Below are 20,937 nucleotides of genomic sequence, written 5' to 3'. Positions count from 1 at the left end.
CTCAGCCGCCGACCGCGTCGGCCTTCGTCGAGGGCCGGACGGCCGGGACGGCCCCGGCTCAGGCCGGGTCACGGGAGAGGGCTGCCAGGGCGTGGGCCGCCTCGCGGGTGGCCGGGTAAAGGCCGCGGTACAGCTCGTACAACCCGTCGTAGATCCGTCCGGCGGCCGGGTCGGGCTCGACGACGCCCGCGGGAGGGTTCCACCCCGCGCCGTCCGACAGGCCCGTGGCGCGCGCGGCCAGCAGCGCGTCGCCGTAACAGGCGCCGATCGTGACCGAGGGCAGCTCCTGGGAGCGGCCGAGCACGTCCGACACGATCCGCGTCCACAGCCCGCCCTTGGTGCCGCCGCCCACGGCGACCAGCCGCCGGGCCTCGCCGCCCGCCGCCCGCATCGCCTCCAGGTTGTGCCGGACGCCGAACGCCGTGCCCTCCAGGGCCGCCCGGTAGAGGTGCCCGCGGCCATGGTCGAGGGTCAGGCCGAGGACGAGTCCCCGCGCGTCCGGGTCGAACAGCGGAGTGCGCTCGCCGGCGAAGTACGGCAGCATGATCAGCCCGCCCGCCCCGTGCCCGGCCGCGCGCGCCTCCTCGGTGAGCTCGTCGTACTCCGCGCCGGTCAGATGCCGCAGCCAGTCGGTGACCGCGCCCGAGGTCGCCATGCCCGCCGCCAGGTCGTACGTGCCGGGCGTCACGCCGACCGTGCCCCACAGGCCCGGCCAGGTGCGGCGTGCCGCGAGGACCTCGATGAGGAACATCGTCGTGCCGTACATCACCATGACGTCGCCGGGCTCGGTGACCCCGACGCTCACCGCCTCGGCCCACGCGTCGATGGTGCCGGCGATGACCGGGGTCCCCGCGGGAAGGCCCGTTCGATCGGCCGCCGTCCCGGTGACCGCGCCGACGACCTCGCCGGGCCAGGCGAGCGGCGGCAGGTCCAGGCCCGGGGCGATCTCCGCCGCCCAGTCGGGGATCCAGGCGTGCTCGCGGCTGTCGTACAGCGGCGAGCTCTGGCTGGCCGAGTGGTGGTCGAGGACGTACTCCCCCGTCAGCTCGTGCACGAGGTAGGAGCTCGCCATGAACAGCCGCCGCGTGCGCTCCCACGCTTCCGGCTCGTGGCGGCGCAGCCAGGCGAGCTTGGGCCCGACCGCCTGGGTGGTCAGCGGCGAGCCGCCGCGTTCGATGACGGTCTCGGCGCCGTAGCGCGCGGTCAGCTCCTCGATCTCGGCGACCGCGCGCGCGTCGACGCCGTAGAGGATCGCCGGTCTCAGCGGTTCGCCGGCGGCGGTCGCGGGCAGCGCGCACGGTCCGATGCCGCTGACGCCGACGCCCGCGACCGGGGCGTCGGCCCGCGCGAGCAGCTTGCGGGTGACGGCGGCGAACCCGTCCCACCAGACCGTACGGGCGTCGTGCTCGGCCCAGCCGGGGCGCGGCCGCGACACCGCGTGCTCGCGCACCGCCGTCGCGACCACCTCGCCGTCGGGAGTGGTCAGCACTCCTTTGGAACTGGACGTGCCGATGTCGACTCCGAGCAGCAGGCTCATCCGGCGATCCCTCCTCCCGGTGGTCGGTGCGGTCGATGACCGCGGTCAGCCCTGGTCGTCGGTCGCGTTCTCACGCACGAGGAGCAGCACGGCGTCCAGGGCTTGTGACAGCCTCTCGATGGATCGTGACGCCTGCATGAGGACGAATCCCCCCTGCACGAGGGCGAGGATGGCGCGGGCGAGGGCGGGCACGTCAGTGGCCGGTTCCAGGTCACCGTTCGCGCGCATGGCCTCGAGTCCGCGTTCGAAGTGAGCGGCCCAGACGTCGAACCCGGCGTCGATCAGTCGTGCGGCCTCCGGGTCGCTCTCCGCCATCTGTGCGGCGAGCGAGCCCAGGGGGCAGCCGCCGGCGGCGCCACGGGCCGAGTGCACCGCGAGCAGTCGGCTGCGCCATGCCTGCCATGACTCCCGGGAATCGAGCGCGTCGAGCTCGGGGCGCTGGTCGTCCAGCGCCTGCCGTGCCTGACGCTCCACCACAGCCCGCAGGATCTCGGCGCGGCCGCCGGGGAAGTAGTGGAAGACCTGCCCGTGGCTGGTGGAGGTGGCCTCCCGGACATCGTTGATCCCGACCGAGGCGAGTCCACGCTCGTAGATCAGCGCCGCCGCCGCATCGATGATGCGGGACCGCGTCGCGGCCCCTTTCGCCGTCCACCTCTCGGCCACGACCGGCCTCACCCCTTTCTCAGCTTCGACCCTACCGGATTCTGGTGTTGCTTCTCCAAAATATCCGCCCTATGGTTCTGGAGAGATCTATCCAAACTTTTGGAGGAGCGGTTCCGATGCCCAAGATCGATGTCCACACCCACTTCCTGCCCGAGCCCTACGTGCAAGCCCTCGTCCGCCACGGCATCAACTGGACCGGCGGGGTCGACCTGACTCCCTGGACCCCGGAGGCCCATCTCCAGTTCATGGACGAATGGGGCATCGACACCGGCGTCCTCTCCTGCCTGGCCGAGACCGGGGTCTACTTCGGCGATCAACACGAGGCGAGCGAACTGGCCAGGGACGTCAACGACATCGGCGCCGACGTCGTCCGCCGGCATCCGCGGCGGTTCGGCGTCTTCGGCGCCGTCCCACTGCCGGGCGTGGACGCCGCCCTCGCCGAGATCGACCACATCTACGACGACCTCGACCTGGACGGGGTCTACCTGGTCTCGCAGGTGGACGGGACCTACGTGGGAGACCCGCGATGGGAACCGGTGTACGAAGCACTCGATGAGCGGGCCGCCACGGTCCTGCTGCACCCGGTGGAGCCCAAGGAGACCCCGGACCTCCCCTGGCAGCACTGGATCGGCGAGTACGTGTTCGACACCACGCGGGTCTTCATGACCCTCGTGTTCAACGGGGTCCTGGACCGCTACCCGAACGTCAACTGGATCCTGTCGCACGGCGGTGGCGCCGTCCCCTACCTCGGGCACCGCATCGCCGCAGCGCCCCGGGTCGTCGCCGCGTATCGGGAGCTGGTGCGGCGCCCGATACGGGAATACCTGCGGTCGGTCTACTACGACGTCGCGGTGGCCGACTCCGCCGTGCAGGTGAACACCATGGTCGACGCGGTCGGCACGGACAGGATGCTGTTCGGGACCGACTGGCTCTACTCCGACGGGCTGTTCGACCGCGACCAGGCCGGCGAACACGATCTGACGCGCCTGCTCGGAGCGAACCTCGGAGCCCGCGTCGCCGGCGCCAACGCGCTTCGCATCCTTCCCCGCCTCGCCGAGCGCCTGGCGGACGACGCGGGTTGAGTCGCGGCACTCGCGGTGGCGACCACGCCGACCGGCGGTGCCGTTACGCGAGGTCGTAGCGGGGCAGGGCAGGCGTGTGGCCGGAAAGAGGCAGGCGGCGGTGGCCGCGTCCGGGAGCTGGACCGATCCCGACGGGGTGCGGGCGCCGGCGGGTGAGGTCCACGCCTGGCTCGCCGGGACGAATCAGACGCTGTGCGGGCTGGCGCTCAGCCGTACGCGACTGCTCCGGTTCCCGCACGTCCCCTGGGAAGAGATCATTCCGGAGTCGGGCGGCTGGGCGGACCGGGTCCAGCGGGTCTGCCCGCGATGCGACGCCGCCGTGAGGAGGCGTCCGCGGGCTCACCGCTGGACCCGTACGTCACCTCGTCCGTGAGACTCCCGGCAACCGCTCAGAAGACCGGCGCGCCGTCGCGGACCAGCCTCCAGTTCTCCTCGTGGAAGGTCGCGGGGTCGATGGTCTTGGCGGCGGAGGCGTAGGCGACGATCGCCTCCCGGATCGCCACCTGGGCGTTGTAGACGACCGGGGCGGTGGCGATGTGCGGGAAGCCGCCGCCGCCGGACTGGCGGTAGTTGTTCACCGCGACCACGAACTGCTGGTCCCCCGTGACCGCCGCGCCGTTGTAGGCGAGGTCACGGATCCGGGAGCCCTCCGGCCGGGCGAGGTCGATGTCGTAGGTGACGCCGGAGAACTGGTCGTAGTTGTAGTCGGGACGGCCGTGGGCGTTGGTCCACGACGCCGGGTCGACCGGGGCGTTCGCGGCGACCTGGGCGAAGTACTGCGCCGAGTACTCCAGGTAGTCCTTGATCTGGGAGCCGGTCAGGACGCTGGCCAGCAGGGTGTTGTCGTAGATGTAGAGACCGGCGATGTCCCTGATCGTGACCTTGCCGGCGGGGAAGGTGGCGAGGCGGCTGAACGGCGCGGCGATCGACACGACCGGGAGCGACGCGTACGCGGTGCCGGCGAGGGCCTCCTTGACCTTCGCGATCTGCACGACGTGCACATAGTCGAGGATCGCGGTGTCCTTCCAGCAGGACTCCGCGGCGGACATCGCCTCGGTGGAGGTGGCGACCTCCTGGTTGACGTAGGCGACCACCGCGTCGTGCTGCTTCTTCACCACGGCGACGAGCGCCGGGTCCTCCTGGACGGTGTTCGTGTTCACCGTCGTGGCGGACCTGCCGGTGACCTTCCAGCGGCCACGGTCCCGGGTCAGCGTGATGTCGAAGACCGACAGCCGCTGGCCCCAGCACTTGGGCTCGCTCATCACGACGCTCTGGCCGGTGGTCTTGTTGGTCACGAACCGTACGGGGACGTCGTTGTGCGCATGGCCGAAGAGGATGGCGTCGATGCCGGGCACCTGCTCGGCCACCATGGCGGAGGCGTTCTCCACCGGGATGTCGCCGGTGTAGGAGGACAGGCCGCTGTCCCCGGCGTGGGCGCTGACGACCATGACGTCGACGCCCTGCGCGCGGATGATCGGCACCCACTTCTTGGCGGTCTCGATCAGGTCCAGGAAGTCCAGCTTGCCGGAGACGTTCGCCTTGTCCCAGATGGCGACGCCCGGGTTGGTCAGGCCGAGCAGACCGACCCGGATGGGCGGATGGCCCGGCACGCGCATCGTCTTGATGATGTACGGGCGGAACGCCGGCCGGTCGGTGCCCGCGTGCACGGCGTTGGCGGCCAGCACCGGAGCGCGCATCTGGCCGATCCACTTGCGCAGCAGCGGCAGCCCGTAGTTGAACTCATGGTTCCCGAGCGCCACGGCGTCGAAGCCGAGGGCGTTCATCTGGAGCGCCATCGGGTGGACCTGGCCGGTCTCGGTGATCGGCTCGACGGTGGCGTAGTAGAAACCGAGCGGGGTGCCCTGGATGGTGTCCCCCGCGTCGAACAGCAGGGTCCGCTCACGCCCCCGGTCGGCACGGATCTGCTTGACCAGGCTCGACACCCGCGCCAGGCCGACCACGTTGCCGGCGCTGTCCCTGTAGGCCGCGTCGTTGTAGTAGTCCCAGTCGACGGCGTGGCTGTGGAGGTCGGAGGTGCCCATGATCGTGATGGTCACCGGCCCGTTCCCGCCCTTGCCGGCCGTCGCCGCCTCGGCCGACCCCGGCCAGCCCGCCAGGGCGAGCGCGCCCGCGGCGGTCAGGCCGCCGAGCACCTTCCGCCGATCGACGCCACCGCCCTCGACGCCGCCGCCCTCGGCGGCGTCGTCCGGAACCCGGCACGAGCACCATCGTGGCACCGGGCTGAAGCGTCCCCCTGATCTCTGCATGACGTACGGCGTTCCTTACTTCCCGCGGGTTGAGACGAAGGCCAAACTTAGCGGTCGGACACCGTGGTACATATCGGCGAAAATCTCCTATAGGAGCCTCCGAACCTTGGCAGAAGTTGCGGCCGTCACCCGGCCCTCCGCGTCCGGGTGACGGCCGCCGTGGCCGGCGCACCGGCCCTCAGAGTCGGCTCTTGGTCCTCCTTCGGAACGTGCGTCGTCCGCTCAGCCGACGGTCCACTGCTGGTTCGCGCCGCCGTTGCAGGTCCAGAGTTCGACCGCGGTGCCGTTGGCGGTGCCGTTGTCGTAGACGTCCAGGCACAGCCCGGACTGGACCCCGGTGATGGTGCCGTTGGAGTTGACCTGCCACTGCTGGTTCGCGCCGCCGTTGCAGTCCCAGATCTCGACCTTCGTCCCCGGAGCGGTCTGGTTGTCGTAGGCGTCCAGGCACTTGGTGCCGCCGTAGACGGTGAACCGGCCGGAGGTGTAGGTCCACGCCTGATTGGTCTGGCCGTTGCAGTCATAGATCTGCAGCTGGGCGCCGTTGGTCTGCGTGGAGTTCGGCACGTCCAGGCACTTGCCCGCCCCGACCGCGTGGATCGGGCCCGAGGGGTTCGTGCCGGTGCTCCCGCCCGCGACCCGGTACATGACGGCACCGTGCGCCGGCACGGAGGCGCTGATGGTCCCGGTGGTCGTCGACGTTCCCCCGCTCCACAGGTCGGTCAGCGTGTAGCTCGACGCGCCCGACTTGCCGACCGCGGCCGCCGTGGTGGAGATGGTCGCGGTGGATCCGGTCTCGTTGAACAGGACGACGGACACGTCCCCGCCTGCGAGCGGCCGGGCCAGGACGTCGTGGCCGCCGGAGGAGGAGACCTGGGTCCCCGGCCTGCCGAGGGAGTCCTGGTCCACCGCGATCACGGCCCGGTTGGTCAGGATCGACAGCGTGGTGGAGCTCGCGTTGACCAGGTTGCCGCCCTCGATCAGCGGAGCCGCCATCTCCGCCCACAGGCTGAAGTGCGCCCGGTCCTCGGTCGCGCTCATCCCATTGCCGATCTCCAGCATGTCCGGGTCGTTCCACGCGCCCGGACCGGCGTACGACGCCAGGCCGACGGTGTTGTGGAAGTTCGACAGCATGCTGTTGAAGTTGGGCTGGATGTCGGACGTCGTGCGCCACAGGTTGGCCACCGGGCCCGCCCACGTCGCCGGCTGGACGCTGCCGTCCCAGCCGTTGCACATGCTGAAGACGATCGGCCGGCCGGTGGCCGACAGCGCGTCGCGCATCCGCGTGTACAGGGTCTTGGCGACCTGCTGGTGCGACTGGCCGGAGAAGTCGCCGAACGGGATGTTGCACCAGTCGTACTTGACGTAGTCGACCCCCCAGGAGGCGAACAGGGTCGCGTCCTGCCGTTCGTGCCCGTAACTGCCGGGGTACCCGGCGCAGGTGGCCGTCCCGGCGTCCTCGTAGATCCCGAACTTCAGGCCGAGAGAGTGCACGTAGCTCGCCACCGCGGCGATGCCGTGCGGGAACTTCGAGGAGTTCGCGACCAGGTTGCCGCTCCCGTCCCGGCTCGAGGCCATCCAGCAGTCGTCCATGTTGACGTACTGGTAGCCGGCCGCCTGCAGGCCGTCGTTGTGCATGGCGAGCGCGGTCTGCTCGACGAGTTGCTCGCTCACGTTGCAGCCGTAGGCGTTCCAGTCGTTCCAGCCCATCGGCGGCGTCAGCGCGAGCCCGTTGCCCAGCGCCGACGCCGACGGGGCCGACACCAGCGCCAGAATCGGGATGATCAGCACGGCCATGACGGCGGCGAGCCGGCGTCGACGGTGCGAGAGTTTCATCGGGGTCCTCCGGTCAGTTCGCCGTGCAGGTGAGCGTGGGCACCTCGTTGACGCCGGTCGAGGTGCCGAGGAAGCCGAACTCGGCGCCCGCCCCCGCGGCGAGCGCGCCGTTGTAGCCGACGTTGCGGGCGGTGACGGCGGAGCCGGAGCTCGTGACCGTCGCGTTCCATGCCTGGGTGACGGCCTGGCCGTTGGCGTACCGCCAGGTGACGGTCCACCCGGTGATGGCGGTGCTCCCGGCGGTCACCGTGACCGAGGCCTGGAACCCACCGGACCACTGCCCGGTCACGGTGTACGCGGCGGTGCAGGTCCGGTCGCCGGGCGGCGGGGTGGGAGTCGGGGTCGGGGTCGGGCTCCCGCCGCCGGTGTCGCCGATGCTTCCGGGCACCGATCGCAGGGCGCCGAACCAGGTCGCGGCCATCTTGTCGAATCCGGTCGCGTTGGGATGGATGCCGTCGGACAGCAGGTCGGCGGTGGTGAGCGCCGCGTGCATGTCGACCAGGTGCACGTGCTCGCCCGCGTTCACCTTGCTCTGCACGATCCCGGGAATGGCGCTGTTGTACGCGCGGGCGTTCGCCTCCTGACCGGAGTTCGCGAGCGGGATGATCGTGGCGACGAACACCTCGGCGGTGGGCACCGTGGCGGTGATGTGGTCGATGAGCGCCGACAGTCGCGCGGGCGCCCCGGACAGGTTGTAGTTCTGGAGGACGTCGTTGGTGCCGATGTGCAGCAGGACGGTGTGCGGTGAGTAGGCGTGCAGCCAGTTGACGATGTTGGCGTCGATCTGGTCGATCCGCCAGCCCGAGTGGCCTTCGTGGTCGTGGTCGCCGAGCGAGGCGGGCCCGTTGGACAGCGACCCGACGAAGTCCACCCGGTACCCGCCGCCGGTGAAGCGCTGCCACAGACCGGTCCGGTACGCACCGGGGATCGTCACCCCGTCGGTGATCGAGTCACCGAGCGGCATGACCCGTACCCCGCCGTTGGACTCGGCGCGAGCGGTGCCGACGCCGATGAGGGCGCCGGCCGCCAGGATCACGGCGGCCAGGACGATGGCCCACCGATGGCGGACGTCCGGGAGAGGAGAAAGACGCGACGGCATTCCGGGGAGCCTTTCGTTCGATATGTCGAACGAGGTTCGACATCTGCTGCACCGCGACGCTAAGAGCGGCCTTGAATTCGGTCAATGCGGCTTTCACGGTCTTTCACGCCATGGCCCGGGACCGGCGTGAACCCACCGCCGGCCGATGCATAGGAGGCCGAGTTCGGGAAAGGCAGCGGGGTATGACCGGTCCGGACGTCGTCAAGCCTCACGTACTCCGTGAGTACTCCCTCATCGCCGACGGAGAGCGCGGCGCGGTGCTGGGCCCGCAGGGGAACATCGCGTGGATGTGCTTCCCTGCCTGGGAGTCGCCGGCGGTCTTCAGTGGTCTGGTCGGCGGCCGCGGCCTCTACAGCGTCCACCCGGTCGACGAGTGGCGGGTGTGGGGAGGCTACTACGAGGACCGCAGCCTCATCTGGCGCAACCGCTGGGTCACGGGTGACGGCGTGGTGGAGTGCCGGGAGGCCCTCGCCATCCCGGCCCGCCGGGACCGCGCGGTCCTCCTCCGCCGGATCGAGGCCGTCCGCGGTCCGGCCCGCATCCGAGCGCGCCTGGATCCGCGCGCCGGGTTCGGGGCGGACGGGATGACCGGTCTTCGCGCCGAGGACGGCGTCTGGACCGCGCGCAGCGGCCCGGTGCACCTGCGCTGGTGCGGCGCCGCGCGGGCCGCCGAGGACGACGGCCTGGTCCTGGAGCTCGAACTCGCCGAAGGGCAGACCCACGACCTGGTGCTCGAGCTGAGCACCGGCGGGTCCGACGAGCCTCTCGACGCGGGGGACCTGTGGGCGGCGACCGAGGCCGCCTGGCTGAAGAACGTGCCGCGGTGCGATGACACGCTCGCCTCCCGTGACGCCCAGCTCGCCTACGCGGTGCTGACCGGGCTCACGAGCGAGGGTGGCGGGATGGTCGCCGCCGCGACCACCTCCCTGCCCGAGCGGATGGGGGACGACCGCAACTACGACTACCGCTACGCCTGGATCCGCGACCAGTGCTACGCCGGGCTGGCGGTGGCCGCCCACGGGGCACGGCCGGCCCTCCTGGACACGGCGGTGCGGTTCGTGGCCGAGCGGCTCCTGGCGGACGGCGACCGCCTCCGTCCCGCGTACACCGTCGCCGGAGACCCGGTCCCGGCGGAGGAACACCACGACCTGCCGGGCTATCCCGGATCCCGGCTCGTCACCGGCAACCGCGTCCAGGGGCAGTTCCAGCTCGACGCGTTCGGCGAGGCGCTGAACCTGTTCGCGGCCGCGGCCCGCGCGGACCGCCTCACCGTGGACGCGGCCCGCGCCGCCCGCGTCGCGGTCGACGCCATCGCCCGGCACTGGCGACGGCCCGACGCCGGGATCTGGGAGACGTGCGATCGATGCTGGACGCACTCACGGCTGGCCTGCGTCGGCGGGCTGCGCGCCGCCGCGGCTGCCATCGCCGGGCGCCCGGAGATCTCCGAGTGGCTCTCGCTGGCCGAGTCGATCCTCGCGGACACCACCCGGACGAGCCTCAGCCCCGCCGGCCACTGGCGCCGCGCGCCCGACGACGACCGGATCGACGCGTCGCTGCTCATCCCCCCGGTCAGAGGCGCCCTGCCCGCCGACGACCCGCGCACGATCGCCACCCTCGAGACCGTCCGCGACCGCCTGGTCGACGACGGGTTCGTCTACCGCTACCAGATCGACGAACGCCCGCTCGGCGCCGCCGAGGGCGCCTTCATGCTCTGCGGGTTCTTCCTCGCGCTGGCCGAGCACCAGCAGGGGCACACGGCCCAGGCCGTACGGCGCTTCGAGCGCCTCCGATCCGGTTGCAGCACCACCGGCCTGTTCACCGAGGAGTACGACATCCGGCAGCGCCAGCTTCGCGCCAACCTGCCGCAGGCGTTCGTGCACGCCCTGTTCCTGGAGACCGCCACCCGCCTCGCCGCCGGTCCGCGGTGAGCCGACGCGCCCGGCGGGGCGTCCGGCCTGCGGGGCGACCCGCCTGCGGGGCGATCGGCCGGTCAGTCCCAGGCGCGGGTCTCGGTCACGAGCGGCTCGCCGCCGGCGTCGGTGAACGCCTTGAGTGCTCCGACCAGCCCCGCCCGCTGCTCGGCGGGCATCGCGGCGACGATGGCCGCGATCTCGTCCCGGCGCCGGGCGGTGACCTCGTCGACGACGCGACTGCCGTCCTCGGTCAACCGCAGCAGGACCTCACGGCGACTCGCCGGATTGACGCGCCGGTCGATCAGCCCCGCGGCCACCAGGCGCTCCACCATCCGCATCGCGGTCGAGGGATTGACCCCGAGATGATCGGCCAGGGTCACCAGCTTGGTCTCCTCATGGGTGGCCAGCACCACGAGCAGGCGGAACTGCGGCAGCGTCACCTGGTCCCGCACGGCCGTGAGCGATCGCAGCGAGATGCCCACCAGCAGACGCGACGCGGTGAGGACCGCGGAGGTCACCGCATCGATGTCGTCCTCCGGCACCTGTCCCAGGCTCACGGATCCGATCGCGCGTTCCACCATGTCTCTGTTCTACCCGGCGTGCCGACCGGACGGCACCGGTTGCCTGAACCGTGATCGCGTAGCGGACCGATCCGCAGACCGGCCGAACGGCACCGGGCCACCAGTTCGGGCAGCGCGCCCAGGGCCGAGCGCCACGCGCCCGGCGCCGAGGTGTGGTCGCAGTCGTGCAGCAGGATCGTCGCCCCGCCGCGGAGGTCCGGGGAGAGCGTCGCCAGGACCGAGGCCGGGCTCGCCGAGCGGGTCCAGTCCCTCCCCCACGCCGTCCACAGCACGGGCCGCAGCCCGCGCCGGCGGGCCGCCGCCAGCGCCTCCGCGCTGAGCACGCCGTACGGCGGCCGGTACCAGACCGGTTCGACTCCGGTGACGTCGGTGACGAGGTCGGCGGCCCGGCGGATCTCCCCGGTGACCCGGCCCGGGCGGGCCAGCAGCGTGTACCGGTGCCGCCAGCCGTGCACGGCGATCTCGTGGCCGTCCGCGACGATGCGCCGGCCCACGTCCGGATGCCGCGCGAGGGTCTCCCCGACGACGAAGAAGGTGGCGTGGCAGTCCAGCCTCCGCAACTCGTCGAGGAAGCGCGGCGTCGAGTCCGGATCGGGGCCGTCGTCGAACGTCAGCGCGACGTGATCACGGTGGCCCTCTCCGGCCAGGCCCGGCAGGCGGCGGCGCACGACGGTCAGACGGCTCGTGGCCGGCGCGGCGTGTACGAGGGCCAGCCCGGCCATGCCCAGCGTCAGCGCGGTCCGTGACATCGGTCCGAGCGTACGCGGCGAGGTCGGCCAGGAGTACGGACGCGGCCGCGCCGAGACGAACGGCAGACCGGTCCTAAGGCGTGTCGTGGACGTGGTGTGGCCACCCGCCGGGTCGGGGAGCGCGTGTCAGGGCGTGTCGTACGGAGGACGGCAGCGGATCGCCCGCAGGTCGCCCCGGAGAGTGCAGTGGCCGGCGGCGTACGGGACGAGCAGTGTCTGGCCGGAGCGGACCGCGAGCGGGCCGCCGTGCTCGGCCTCCAGCGCCCCGGAGCCGTCCGTGATCACGACCACCGAGAAGGCCGGGTCGAGCACGCCGACCGGATCCGGGTGGACGCGCTCGGCGGCGAAGAACGGGTCGGCCGCCGCGGAGAACAGCCGGTCGACCCCGGGACGGATGCCGCGGCCCGCGCGGCCGGCGCCGCGCAGCGCGTCGATCCGCCGGTCGTCCCACGCGGAACGGTCCACGCACGCCAGCGCCGCGTCGTAGCCGAGACCCAGATGACCGGCCTCGGCGTCGACGTCATAGCCCTCCCACTCGAGCAGGACCGAGAAGTCGGTCGGCTCCTGGACCTCCACCAGCAGGATGTCCGCGCCGATGGCGTGCGGAAGGCCCGCCGGGCAGACGATGGCGTCGCCCGGGCGGACGGGGATCCGGTTGGTGGCGGCCAGCAGGTCGCCGGTCCGCTGCTCGACCACCCACCGGCGCAGTTCCCCGGCGTCGACGTCCCGCCGGAACCCCAGGTGCACGGCCGCGTCCGGAGCCGCGTCGACGATCACCCATGCCTCGGTCTTGCCGTACGGCGAGGCCAGGTGGGCGGTGGCGTACCCGCGATCCGGATGCACGTGGACCGGGAGGCGCTCGCCCGCGTCGAGGAGCTTGACGAGGATGGCCGGGTCCGCGCCGTGCCGGGCGAGGTGCGCCGGACCGAGCCAGGTCTCCGGGTCCTCCGCGACGGCCGTGGCCAGCAGGCGCCCGTCCGGCAGGGTCGTGAGGCCGGCCGGCGCGGCCCCGTGCCGTGCGGTGACCGACCCCACCCAGTCCTCCGGGAAGTACGGGTCCCCGGCGGCGGGCGTCGGCGCGTCGCGGAACCGGCCGATGCGTCCGGCGCCCCGGTAGAACGAACGCGGCATGTTGGGCGGCAGCACGACGGGGCGCACGGGTCTCTCCTACGGTCGGTCCGCGGCCGCCGGAGCCGGCTCCGGCGGCCGCGGTGGAACACTCGTTCGCCAGCGTGCCACGTGGGCGTCCGGCGCGGTACGGCGGGCCTCCCGGGAGCCGGAGCACCCGACGGCGCCGGCCGAGGATCATGCCCGTGGGCGGGTGGCCTCGGCGAATCCGCCCGAGTGGCCCCGTCCGCGTCAGGAGCCGACGGCGTGCGCGATGTACTCGCGCTGGCGGGCCAGCTCGCGCTCGGCGACCTTCAGCGGGAAACCGACGAAGCCGTGGGGCGCCTCCGCGACGACCTCCAGTTCGGTCGCGTTCCCGGCGGCCCGCCAGCGCGCCGCCATGAAGAGGGTGTCGTCCAGCAGCGGATCCTGGGTTCCGACGACGAACCGGGCCGGCGGCAGCCCGGAGAGGTCGGCGTACAGCGGGGACACGTCCGGGGCGCGGCGATCCTCAAGGCTCATCCCGGGCAGGAAGTTCGCGGTGAACCACTGGATGACCGGTGTCGACAGCGCCAGATTCCGCTCGCCCCAGCGGCGCTGGCTCGGCGTCATGGACAGGTCGTAAGCGCCGAAGGTCAGCTGGGCCGCGCGGAAGGCGCTCGCCGCCTCGCCCAGCCGGAGCAGGGTGACGGCGGCGAGGTGGGCGCCGGCCGACTCGCCGCCGATGACGAGCCGCTCGGCGCCGAACTCCGGGCCGGCGGCGCCGATGAGCCAGCGCGCGGCGTCCTCACAGTCGTCCGGGCCGTTCGGATAGGGATGCTCGGGGGCGAGCCGGTAGTCGACGCTGACGACGGCGACGCCGGCCTCGGTGGCGAGCCGCCACAGCATGGGGTCCTGGGAGTCGGCCGTGCCGAGGGTCCAGCCGCCTCCGTGGAAGTGCAGGTAGACGCCTCGCACCTCGGCGGGCGTGAACACCCGGACCGGGATCGGACCGGCGCGCCCGGGGATCGTACGGTCGCGGCCCTCGGCGAGCCTCCCGGGCGGGGCAAGGGGTCCTTCTCCGCGAGCGCGGGCCGCCCGGGACGCCGGCGGATCGTCGACCTCGTGCAGTTGCGGGGCGGCGGCGTACAGCGCGGCGAGCTCGTCGTTGAACGCGCGGGTCTCCTCCGCGACGTCCGTTCCTGTGGTGACCGGCATGCGGACATCGTCCCGCACAGCGGGCCCGGCGGCGGACCGCCGCCCCGGTGTGATGGCTCCGCCGCCCGGTGAACCCGCCGTCGTCCGCGTACGTCCAGGACCGGCCGCCGGGGGCGCGGCCGGAGGACCCGTGCCTCCGGCCGCGCCCCGGCGGAGTCCGGGTCAGCCGGCCGCGGAGAGACCGGCGGCCGTGTCGGCGAGCGAGGCGAGGACGGCGGCGGCCAGGGCGGTGCGCTCGACCATGCCGGGCACGGTGGCGTGTTCGTGACGGGCGTGGGCGCCCCCGCCGACGGCGCCGAGGCCGTCGAGCACCGGAACTCCGAGGGCGGCCGCGAAGTTGCCGTCGCTCGCGCCGCCCACCGCCGTCTCCGGCAGGTCGAACCCGAGCGTCGCGGCCACGGCCCGTGCCCGCTGGTACAGGTCCGCGACGGCCGGGGTCCGGGTCATGACCGGACGGTTCCAGCCTCCGGCCAGGTGTGCCGTCACCCGGGGGTCGGACGGCCGCCACGCGGTCAGCGCCCGCTCCACCCGCGCGGCCTCGGCCTCGTCGGCGACGCGTACGTCGAGGTGGGCGCGGGCCGATCCCGCCGTGACGTTCGGGCGGGTCCCGCCGGCGACCACGCCGACGTTGACGGTCGTGCCCGCCGCGACGTCCGTGAGCGCGGACGCCGCGGCGATGAACTCTCCGAGCGCCGTGACCGCGCTGGCGCCGGCCGTGGGGTCGAGGCCCGCGTGCGCCTCCACTCCGGTCAGCGTGACGTCGAACAGGCCCACGCCCTTGCGGGCGGTCTTGACCGCGCCGTCGGCGCTCGCCTCGAATACCAGGACGGCGGCGGCGCCGCGGCAGCTCTCCTCGATCACCGGGCGGGAGGCCGGACTGCCGATCTCCTCGTCGCCGTTCAGCACGAAGCGCACGGGCGTGCAGGGAAGGCCGGCCGCGCGCACTGCGCGAAGCGCCCACACGGCCTGGACGAGACCCGCCTTCATGTCGAACACACCCGGTCCGCGGATCACCTCGGCCTCTACGCTGAACGGCAGCTCGGCGAGTGTCCCGACCGGCCATACCGTGTCGTAGTGCGCGAGGATCACCACCGTGCCCGCCTCGGCGCCGATGCCGGTCCCCCCGTACTCAAGGACGACCGTGTCACCGTGAGGCGCGCCGGGCTCGGTGCGCGCGGACGCCGGCGCCCCCAGGCGACGCTCGATCCAGGAGACCACCCAGTCCCGGCCGGCCGCGAGGGCGGCCGTGTCGTCGCTCGGAGTCTCCAGCCGGACGTACTCCTCCAGGTCCCGCAGCATGTCGTCGACGCCGGCGCGGACCTGCTCCGCCAGGGCCGTCGAGGTCGTCGGAGCGCTCACCGGGCCTCCTCGCGGGCGACCGTGTCCAGGAGGTCGATGCGTTCCTCGGACATGGTCGCGGCGTCGGCCTCGACCTCCGCGAGCTGGCGGAGGAGGACGCGGAGGACGGGAACGTCGATCCCGTGCCGGTCGGCGGCGGCGAGCACGGGCGCGTACTGGGTCGGTATCTCGGTGGGGCGGCGGCGCACCACGATGTCGCGCCAGATCCCGCTCCTGGTCTTGGTCTGCGTGCGCAGCCACGCCACCAAGCGGTCGGTGGCGGCGGCCGCCTTCTCCGGGTCGGCGCCATCGACATAGGCCGAGGGCTCGAAGGCGTCGAACGGCTCGAGGATGATCCCTTCGGCGGCCGCGACGCTGAGGACCTCGTGGGCCAGTCGGTGCCCGGCCGGCCGGTGCCGGTCCAGCAGGTCGCCCATCGTGTCGTCGGCCAGCGCGGTGGCGGTCAGCATGGCGCCGAAGCCCAGCTTGGCCCAAAGGTACCCGGCGACGTTGCCGGTCACCGTGACCGGGCCCCACGCGCCCAGGTCGGCCGCCAGGTCGCGCACCCGCGTCGAGGCCGTTCCGTCCATCTCCCCGATCGCGATGGCACCCGCGCCGCCGTCGTTGATCACACCGGGGGCGACGACGTCCGCGAACAGGTCGACGAACGCGCCGACGGTGCGTTCCGCGCCGACGTACTCGGCGATGAGCTCCTCGTTCAGGCCGTTCTGCAGACTGGCGACGTAGCCGTCCTCCGCGAGTCGGCCGACGAGCCATTCGGCGGCCGTCCGGGTGGCCTGGGCCTTGACCGCGAGCAGCACCCGGCCGAGCGGCGCGCTCACCTGTTCGAGGGTGTACGCCGCCGCGACCGGCTGCGGGGTCCGCACGCCGCCGCGTTCGAGGACGATCCCGTCGCGGGCGATCGCCGCCACGTGGTCCGGGTCGGCGTCCACGACGGTCACCGGATGCCCGGCCCTGGCCAGGTGCCAGGCGAGGGTGCCGCCGATCGCGCCCGCGCCGACGACGGTGTACTCCCGAGAACTCACGCGTTCGCTCCTTCATTGTCGTCGATTCCGGTGCCCGGCGCCTGGACGTCGGTGAGGCCGGGCCAGTGCGCGGGCAGTGTGGTCGTCCCCGCGGACGCGCCGCCGTCGACCCGCAGGATCGAGCCGGTGACCCATTCGGCGGCCGGCGAGACGAGCCAGCGGACCGCCGCGGCGATGTCATCCGGCCGACCACGCCGGCCGAGCGGGTTGACCGAGACCGCCGCGGCGTACTCCTCGGTTACCGGGTTGGCCGCGCTGCCGACGGTGACGAACCCCGGGCTGACCGCGTTGACCCGGATTCCGGCTCCGCCGAGCTCTACGGCCGCGGCCTTCGTCAACATCTCCAGCGCCGCCTTCGACGTGCTGTAGTGGGCCGCGCCGGGCCGGGCGCGCAGCGCCGCCCCGGACGTGATGTTGACGACACTGCCGGGCCTGCCCGCGGCGATGGCCAGTTCGGCGTACGCGCGGACGGCCAGCATCGGCGCCCGCACGTTGACCGCCTGAACGCGGTCCCACAGCGCCGCGTCCAGGTCGAGGAAGGGGCGGGCCGGGTAGATGCCCGCGGCGTTGACGAGCGCGTCGAGTGGACCGCCGGACTCCCACGCCCGCCGGACGACGCGCTCGGGCGCCTCCGGTTCGGCCAGGTCCGCGACGACGGGCGTCGCGGCGAGTCCCTCCAGGGACGCGCGGAGCGGCGCCTCCCGCAGGTCCACCCCGGTGACCGTCCAGCCGTCCGCCGCGAACGCGGCCGCGACGGCGGCGCCGATGCCGCTCGCCGCGCCGGTGACGAGGACGTGCGGGCTCATTCGAGCTCCTTTCCCTTGGTCTCGGGCATCGTGGCGTAGACCACGACGCCGATCGCCGCGGCGATCGCGGTGTAGATCCACACCCGGTCGCGGTGCCCGTGCGTGGCCAGCCACGTCGTGATGTACGGGGCCGTGCCGCCGAAGATGGCGACGGCCAGGGCGTAGGGCAGGCCGATGCCGGTGGTGCGCACCTCGGCGGGGAACTGCTCGGCCATCACGACCGCGCAGTTGGCCGAGTAGCCGACCAGGAAGAACATCCCGACCAGCTCGACCGCCAGCAGGGCCATGAATCCGCCCCCCACCAGCTGGAACGCCGGCCAGGACAACACGAGGAATCCGGCGGCGAAAGCGGTCATCGTCGGCCTGCGGCCGAACCGGTCCGACAGCATCCCGCCGAACGGCAGCATCACGAGGAAGACGACGATCGCCAGGGTGTTGGCCAGGAACGCGCGGCTGAGCGCCACTCCCTCGGCGGCGTGCGCGTACCCGGGCATGTAGCTGACCCAGATGTAGTAGAGCAAAGTCCCCGCGATCGTGATGCCCACGACGCGCAGCGCGGCGCGCGGATGCTTCACCAGCATGTCCCGGAGCGGGGTCGGCCGGGCCTCGTTGTCGCGGCTCCGGGCGACCTCGGCGAAGGCCTCGGTCTCCTCGACCGCGGTCCGCAGCCACAGGCCGATGAGGCCGAGCAGCCCGCCGACCGCGAAGGCGGCGCGCCAGCCCCACGTCGTCAGCGCCCCGTCGCTCAGTGTGCTGGTGAGGAGGGTCCCGAGCAGCGATGCGATCAGGGTGCCCGCGCCGACCGACACCTGCTGCCAGGAGCCGACGAACGCCCGCCGGCCCGGCGCAGCCGACTCGATGAGGAAGGCGGAGGAGGTGCCGAACTCCCCTCCGGCGGAGAAGCCCTGCACCAGGCGGGCGATGACGAGCACCGCCGGCGCGACGATGCCGATGGCGCTGTACGGCGGGCAGACGGCGACCACGAGCGCCGCGATGGCCATCATGGTGATGGTCAGCGTCATGCCCGCCTTGCGGCCCCGCCGGTCGGCGTAGGCGCCCAGCACCGCGGCTCCGATAGGCCGCATGCCGAACCCGACGGCGAAGACCGCCAGGGTCGCCAGCAGGTCCGCCGTCTTGTCGCCCTTGGGGAAGAACTGTGACGCGAAGATCGGCGCGAATGCCGAGTAGACCGCCCAGTCGACCCACTCGACGGTGTTGCCGACCGCCCCGGCGACGACCGCCCGGCGCTGCCGGTCGGTCATCCGCGCGGACCGCGTGCCGGTCGGCGCGGCGGTCGTTCCTTCTCGGGAGTGGGCGATGCTCATGCGCCGGTTCCGTTCTCGGTGTCCAGCGGACCCGCGAGGGCGGTCCGGACGTGTTCGACGATCTGGGCATGGGTGGCGAACCAGACGTCGTCGAAAGTGCCGATGTAGGACAGCAGCTCGGTCAGCACGACCATCCGCGATCGGTGCCCGATGATGTGCGGATGCATCGTGAGCTGGAACAGGCCGCCTTGGGCGCGGGCGGCGTCGAACTCGTCGCACCACAGCCGCAGCACATCGCGCGGCGGCGTGTACGGGCGCAGTGAGGCGTACCGCTCCATCATGAAGTACGGGGCGTCGTCGCGGATCCACTCGACCGGCAGCTCGACGATCCCGGTGGGCTCGCCGTCGGCGACGAGCTCGTAGCATTCGTCGTCGGCCATCAGGGACGAGTCGTAGATCAACCCCGTCTCCCGGATGATCTCCAGGGTGCTGTCGGAGAAGTCCCAGGAGGGGGTGCGCACCCCGACCGGGCGGACCCCGGTGACGTCTTCGAGGGTGTCGAGGGCGCGGATGGCGAGGGTGCGCTCGTCGTCCGGCGTCAGCAGCATGTTCCGCTCGTGGATCCAGCCGTGCGCGGCGATCTCGTGGCCGGCCGCCACGTAGGCGCGGGCCTCGCCCGGATGCAGCAGCGCGGACACCGCCGGCATGAAGAAGGTCGCCGGCACGCCGTGCCGTTCGAGCGCGGCGAGGATCCGGGGGGCGCCGACCCGTGATCCGTACTGGCCCTGAGACAGCTTGCCGGGCCGAGTCTCCCCCTCTCGCAGCGGGATCGTCTCGTGGTCGGAGTCGAACGACAGCGCCACCGCGACCTTCGCACCGCCGGGCCACGGCGGCGCCAGCCGCCGGCCGGCCCGGACGCGGTCCACATGGCCGCGCCAGGTCGCCTCATCCCACTGCCAGGGTTCGATCGTTGTGCTCAACGGCCACTCCTCTCCTTCCGGGCCTCGGCCGGCCGCTCGGGCGCGGTGGGCACCCAGGCGCGCTTCAGCGTTTCCAACTGCAGGGTCGTATCGGCGCGCCGGACGCCCGGCAGTCCGCCGACGACATCGGTCATGAACCCGTACAGGTCGGCGAAGTGCCGCAGGGACACCTGCCCGCAGAGGTTGAACCGGCCGGCGGTCGCCGACAGGTACTTGACGCCGGGCCGGGAGGCCAGCCGCCGTCCGGCGTCGGCCAGGCAGGCCGGCTCAATGTCGAGCCAGAGCATGAACTCGACGGCGAAGCCGAGCAGCACCGGCTCGACCAGGGTTCGGAAGCGCAGGCAGCCGCGCTCGACCATGGAGTCGATGCGGCGCGCGACGGTCGACTCGCTGACGCCGACCCGGCCGGCCAGCTCCTTGACGGGCATCCGGCCGTCCGCGCCGAGCTCGGCGGCGATGGCCAGCTCCAGATCGTCGAGCCGGTCCGGCGGCCGCTCCCAGACCTGGTCCTCGAAGGGACGTACCGGATCCGGACGGAGCAGCGCGGCGGCGTCCGGATCGAGCAGCCCCGTGTCCCAGTCGTGCGCGGAGGTGAACGTCCGCATCACGGTGAACGTCTCGGTCTCGGTGAGCTGGTCACGCGCCGGCATGTCACGCCCGAGGAGCCGCGCGAGGTGCCGGTGGGTCGGCACCACGAACTCCGCGACCGCGTCGGCGGCTCCGGTCACGACCGCGACGAAACGTGCCTCCGGGCGTGCCGCGAGACCCGCGGCGACGCTTTCGGCGGAACCCGGCCGGCACGACACCCGGGTGAGCACCGGAACGCCGAGCCCGCAGCGAAGCACGTCGACAACGCCGATCACCCGGGCCGCGCCGCGCTCTCGTAGCGCGGTGAAGCGTCGCTGTGCCGTCGACTCGCTCACTCCGGCCGCGCGCGCCACGAGATGCCAGGGGGCGCGCCCGTCCAGTTGCAGTGCGGCCATCACGAGGCGATCCACCTCGCCGAGCGGCTCTTCATCGACCATCGCCTCATCATGGCCGACGTATTCCATCACTACAAGACCTCTTATGCGGTAATCATGCAACATGGCTCACAACTTGAGGTTTTTCGTCACAGGCTCGGATGCCGCCGCCGGCGCCTCCGTGCGACCAGGGGACGCCTATAACCCCGGCAAAACAGGCGACGAGGCATACCCCGGCGCGAGACATGAGGCGCCAAAGCGTCCCCGCGAACGACAAAGCGTGTCCCACGCGGTGTGACCGGTTTCACCCAGATGTCCAGTTGGGGGCGCCGTGCCGGGTAGCCCCTACGAATAACGGCGATGGACGCTTGTCGTCCGGCGAGGAGGTCCACTCATGAACCCTTTTCGACGCGCGCACTGATCGTCGCCGCGTGCACGATCGCACTCGGAAGCCCGGCGAGCGGAGCGTTCGCCGCCTCGGCGATCTCTTCCGGAATCCCATCGGCGCCCCG

At 72.5% G+C, this 20,937-nt stretch carries 18 protein-coding genes; 3 read left to right on the top strand and 15 right to left on the bottom strand.

All coding sequences use genetic code 11. The features are described from left to right. Positions 1-58 precede the first annotated feature (58 nt). Positions 59-1,537: an FGGY-family carbohydrate kinase gene (locus NDW01_RS05350; RefSeq protein ID WP_252817113.1), complete on the bottom strand. Its 1,479-nt coding sequence runs from the start codon at positions 1,535-1,537 to the stop codon at positions 59-61. Positions 1,538-1,582: 45 nt separating this feature from the next. Further along, complete coding sequence (locus tag NDW01_RS05345; protein WP_252817111.1) at positions 1,583-2,200, bottom strand: TetR/AcrR family transcriptional regulator; 618 nt, start codon at positions 2,198-2,200, stop codon at positions 1,583-1,585. A gap of 116 nt (positions 2,201-2,316) precedes the next feature. Between NDW01_RS05345 and NDW01_RS05340 the strand changes: the two genes are divergently transcribed. After that, on the top strand, positions 2,317-3,282 hold the full coding sequence (locus NDW01_RS05340; RefSeq protein ID WP_252817108.1) for an amidohydrolase family protein: 966 nt from the start codon (positions 2,317-2,319) through the stop codon (positions 3,280-3,282). A gap of 76 nt (positions 3,283-3,358) precedes the next feature. After that, positions 3,359-3,655, top strand: a complete 297-nt coding sequence (locus tag NDW01_RS05335; protein WP_252817106.1) for a hypothetical protein — start codon at positions 3,359-3,361, stop codon at positions 3,653-3,655. A 16-nt stretch (positions 3,656-3,671) separates the two neighbouring features. On the opposite strand, the gene NDW01_RS05330 is transcribed toward NDW01_RS05335, so the two are convergent. The 3 genes from NDW01_RS05330 to NDW01_RS05320 all read right to left on the bottom strand — a co-directional run bounded on the left by NDW01_RS05330 (position 3,672) and on the right by NDW01_RS05320 (position 8,481). Next, a complete protein-coding gene (locus NDW01_RS05330) occupies positions 3,672-5,549 on the bottom strand; it encodes a bifunctional metallophosphatase/5'-nucleotidase (protein WP_252817104.1) in 1,878 nt (625 codons plus the stop codon). A gap of 222 nt (positions 5,550-5,771) precedes the next feature. Then, the gene (locus tag NDW01_RS05325; protein WP_252817103.1) at positions 5,772-7,382 is read right to left on the bottom strand and encodes a glycoside hydrolase family 27 protein; all 1,611 of its coding nucleotides are present in this window, start codon (positions 7,380-7,382) and stop codon (positions 5,772-5,774) included. 13 nt (positions 7,383-7,395) lie between these two features. Beyond that, positions 7,396-8,481 (bottom strand): cellulose binding domain-containing protein, encoded by a 1,086-nt coding sequence (locus tag NDW01_RS05320; RefSeq protein WP_252817101.1) that lies wholly within the window; start codon positions 8,479-8,481, stop codon positions 7,396-7,398. 182 nt (positions 8,482-8,663) lie between these two features. Here NDW01_RS05320 and NDW01_RS05315 point away from each other — a divergent pair, with 182 nt between their 5' ends. Then, entirely contained in the window at positions 8,664-10,409 is a 1,746-nt protein-coding gene (locus NDW01_RS05315) for a glycoside hydrolase family 15 protein (protein WP_252817099.1), read from the top strand. 62 nt (positions 10,410-10,471) lie between these two features. Here the strand turns inward: NDW01_RS05315 and NDW01_RS05310 are convergent, their stop codons facing one another. The 10 genes from NDW01_RS05310 to NDW01_RS05265 all read right to left on the bottom strand — a co-directional run bounded on the left by NDW01_RS05310 (position 10,472) and on the right by NDW01_RS05265 (position 20,488). Beyond that, the gene (locus tag NDW01_RS05310; protein ID WP_252817097.1) at positions 10,472-10,975 is read right to left on the bottom strand and encodes a MarR family winged helix-turn-helix transcriptional regulator; all 504 of its coding nucleotides are present in this window, start codon (positions 10,973-10,975) and stop codon (positions 10,472-10,474) included. Beyond that, positions 10,948-11,724 (bottom strand): polysaccharide deacetylase family protein, encoded by a 777-nt coding sequence (locus NDW01_RS05305; RefSeq protein ID WP_252817095.1) that lies wholly within the window; start codon positions 11,722-11,724, stop codon positions 10,948-10,950. Before NDW01_RS05305 ends, NDW01_RS05310 begins: the two co-directional genes overlap by 28 nt. Before the next feature lie 126 nt (positions 11,725-11,850). Next, complete coding sequence (locus tag NDW01_RS05300) at positions 11,851-12,882, bottom strand: class I mannose-6-phosphate isomerase (protein WP_252817092.1); 1,032 nt, start codon at positions 12,880-12,882, stop codon at positions 11,851-11,853. 201 nt (positions 12,883-13,083) lie between these two features. Beyond that, positions 13,084-14,028 (bottom strand): alpha/beta hydrolase, encoded by a 945-nt coding sequence (locus NDW01_RS05295; RefSeq protein ID WP_252817089.1) that lies wholly within the window; start codon positions 14,026-14,028, stop codon positions 13,084-13,086. Between the two features lie 162 nt (positions 14,029-14,190). Then, positions 14,191-15,387, bottom strand: coding sequence for a M20 family metallopeptidase (locus tag NDW01_RS05290; RefSeq protein WP_252817087.1), 1,197 nt, complete (start codon positions 15,385-15,387; stop codon positions 14,191-14,193). Next, entirely contained in the window at positions 15,384-16,412 is a 1,029-nt protein-coding gene (locus tag NDW01_RS05285) for a ketopantoate reductase family protein (protein WP_252817085.1), read from the bottom strand. The genes NDW01_RS05290 and NDW01_RS05285 overlap by 4 nt, the downstream gene beginning before the upstream one ends. Further along, positions 16,409-17,218 carry an SDR family NAD(P)-dependent oxidoreductase gene (locus NDW01_RS05280; RefSeq protein WP_252817083.1) on the bottom strand — a complete coding sequence of 270 codons (810 nt, stop codon included), beginning with the start codon at positions 17,216-17,218 and terminating at the stop codon, positions 16,409-16,411. The genes NDW01_RS05285 and NDW01_RS05280 overlap by 4 nt, the downstream gene beginning before the upstream one ends. Beyond that, the gene (locus tag NDW01_RS05275; protein ID WP_252817081.1) at positions 17,215-18,543 is read right to left on the bottom strand and encodes an MFS transporter; all 1,329 of its coding nucleotides are present in this window, start codon (positions 18,541-18,543) and stop codon (positions 17,215-17,217) included. Before NDW01_RS05275 ends, NDW01_RS05280 begins: the two co-directional genes overlap by 4 nt. Beyond that, positions 18,540-19,463 carry a polysaccharide deacetylase family protein gene (locus NDW01_RS05270; RefSeq protein ID WP_252817079.1) on the bottom strand — a complete coding sequence of 308 codons (924 nt, stop codon included), beginning with the start codon at positions 19,461-19,463 and terminating at the stop codon, positions 18,540-18,542. The genes NDW01_RS05275 and NDW01_RS05270 overlap by 4 nt, the downstream gene beginning before the upstream one ends. Beyond that, the gene (locus tag NDW01_RS05265; protein ID WP_252817077.1) at positions 19,460-20,488 is read right to left on the bottom strand and encodes an Lrp/AsnC family transcriptional regulator; all 1,029 of its coding nucleotides are present in this window, start codon (positions 20,486-20,488) and stop codon (positions 19,460-19,462) included. The genes NDW01_RS05270 and NDW01_RS05265 overlap by 4 nt, the downstream gene beginning before the upstream one ends. Positions 20,489-20,937 lie beyond the last annotated feature (449 nt).

It is taken from the genome of Actinoallomurus soli (assembly GCF_024055715.1).
Lineage (GTDB): Bacteria > Actinomycetota > Actinomycetes > Streptosporangiales > Streptosporangiaceae > Actinoallomurus > Actinoallomurus soli.
Note: the sequence above shows the minus strand (reverse complement) of the source record. Positions and strands in the feature narration are given on the sequence as shown.

Coding starts and splice junctions, on each gene's coding strand:
- NDW01_RS05295 (WP_252817089.1), bottom strand. CDS start 14,028: ATGCCGGTCACCACAGGAACGGACGTCGCGGAGGAGACCCGCGCGTTC.
- NDW01_RS05265 (WP_252817077.1), bottom strand. CDS start 20,488: ATGGTCGATGAAGAGCCGCTCGGCGAGGTGGATCGCCTCGTGATGGCC.
- NDW01_RS05325 (WP_252817103.1), bottom strand. CDS start 7,382: ATGAAACTCTCGCACCGTCGACGCCGGCTCGCCGCCGTCATGGCCGTG.
- NDW01_RS05350 (WP_252817113.1), bottom strand. CDS start 1,537: ATGAGCCTGCTGCTCGGAGTCGACATCGGCACGTCCAGTTCCAAAGGA.
- NDW01_RS05340 (WP_252817108.1), top strand. CDS start 2,317: ATGCCCAAGATCGATGTCCACACCCACTTCCTGCCCGAGCCCTACGTG.
- NDW01_RS05280 (WP_252817083.1), bottom strand. CDS start 17,218: ATGAGCCCGCACGTCCTCGTCACCGGCGCGGCGAGCGGCATCGGCGCC.
- NDW01_RS05320 (WP_252817101.1), bottom strand. CDS start 8,481: ATGCCGTCGCGTCTTTCTCCTCTCCCGGACGTCCGCCATCGGTGGGCC.
- NDW01_RS05305 (WP_252817095.1), bottom strand. CDS start 11,724: ATGTCACGGACCGCGCTGACGCTGGGCATGGCCGGGCTGGCCCTCGTA.
- NDW01_RS05310 (WP_252817097.1), bottom strand. CDS start 10,975: ATGGTGGAACGCGCGATCGGATCCGTGAGCCTGGGACAGGTGCCGGAG.
- NDW01_RS05275 (WP_252817081.1), bottom strand. CDS start 18,543: ATGAGCATCGCCCACTCCCGAGAAGGAACGACCGCCGCGCCGACCGGC.
- NDW01_RS05330 (WP_252817104.1), bottom strand. CDS start 5,549: ATGCAGAGATCAGGGGGACGCTTCAGCCCGGTGCCACGATGGTGCTCG.
- NDW01_RS05315 (WP_252817099.1), top strand. CDS start 8,664: ATGACCGGTCCGGACGTCGTCAAGCCTCACGTACTCCGTGAGTACTCC.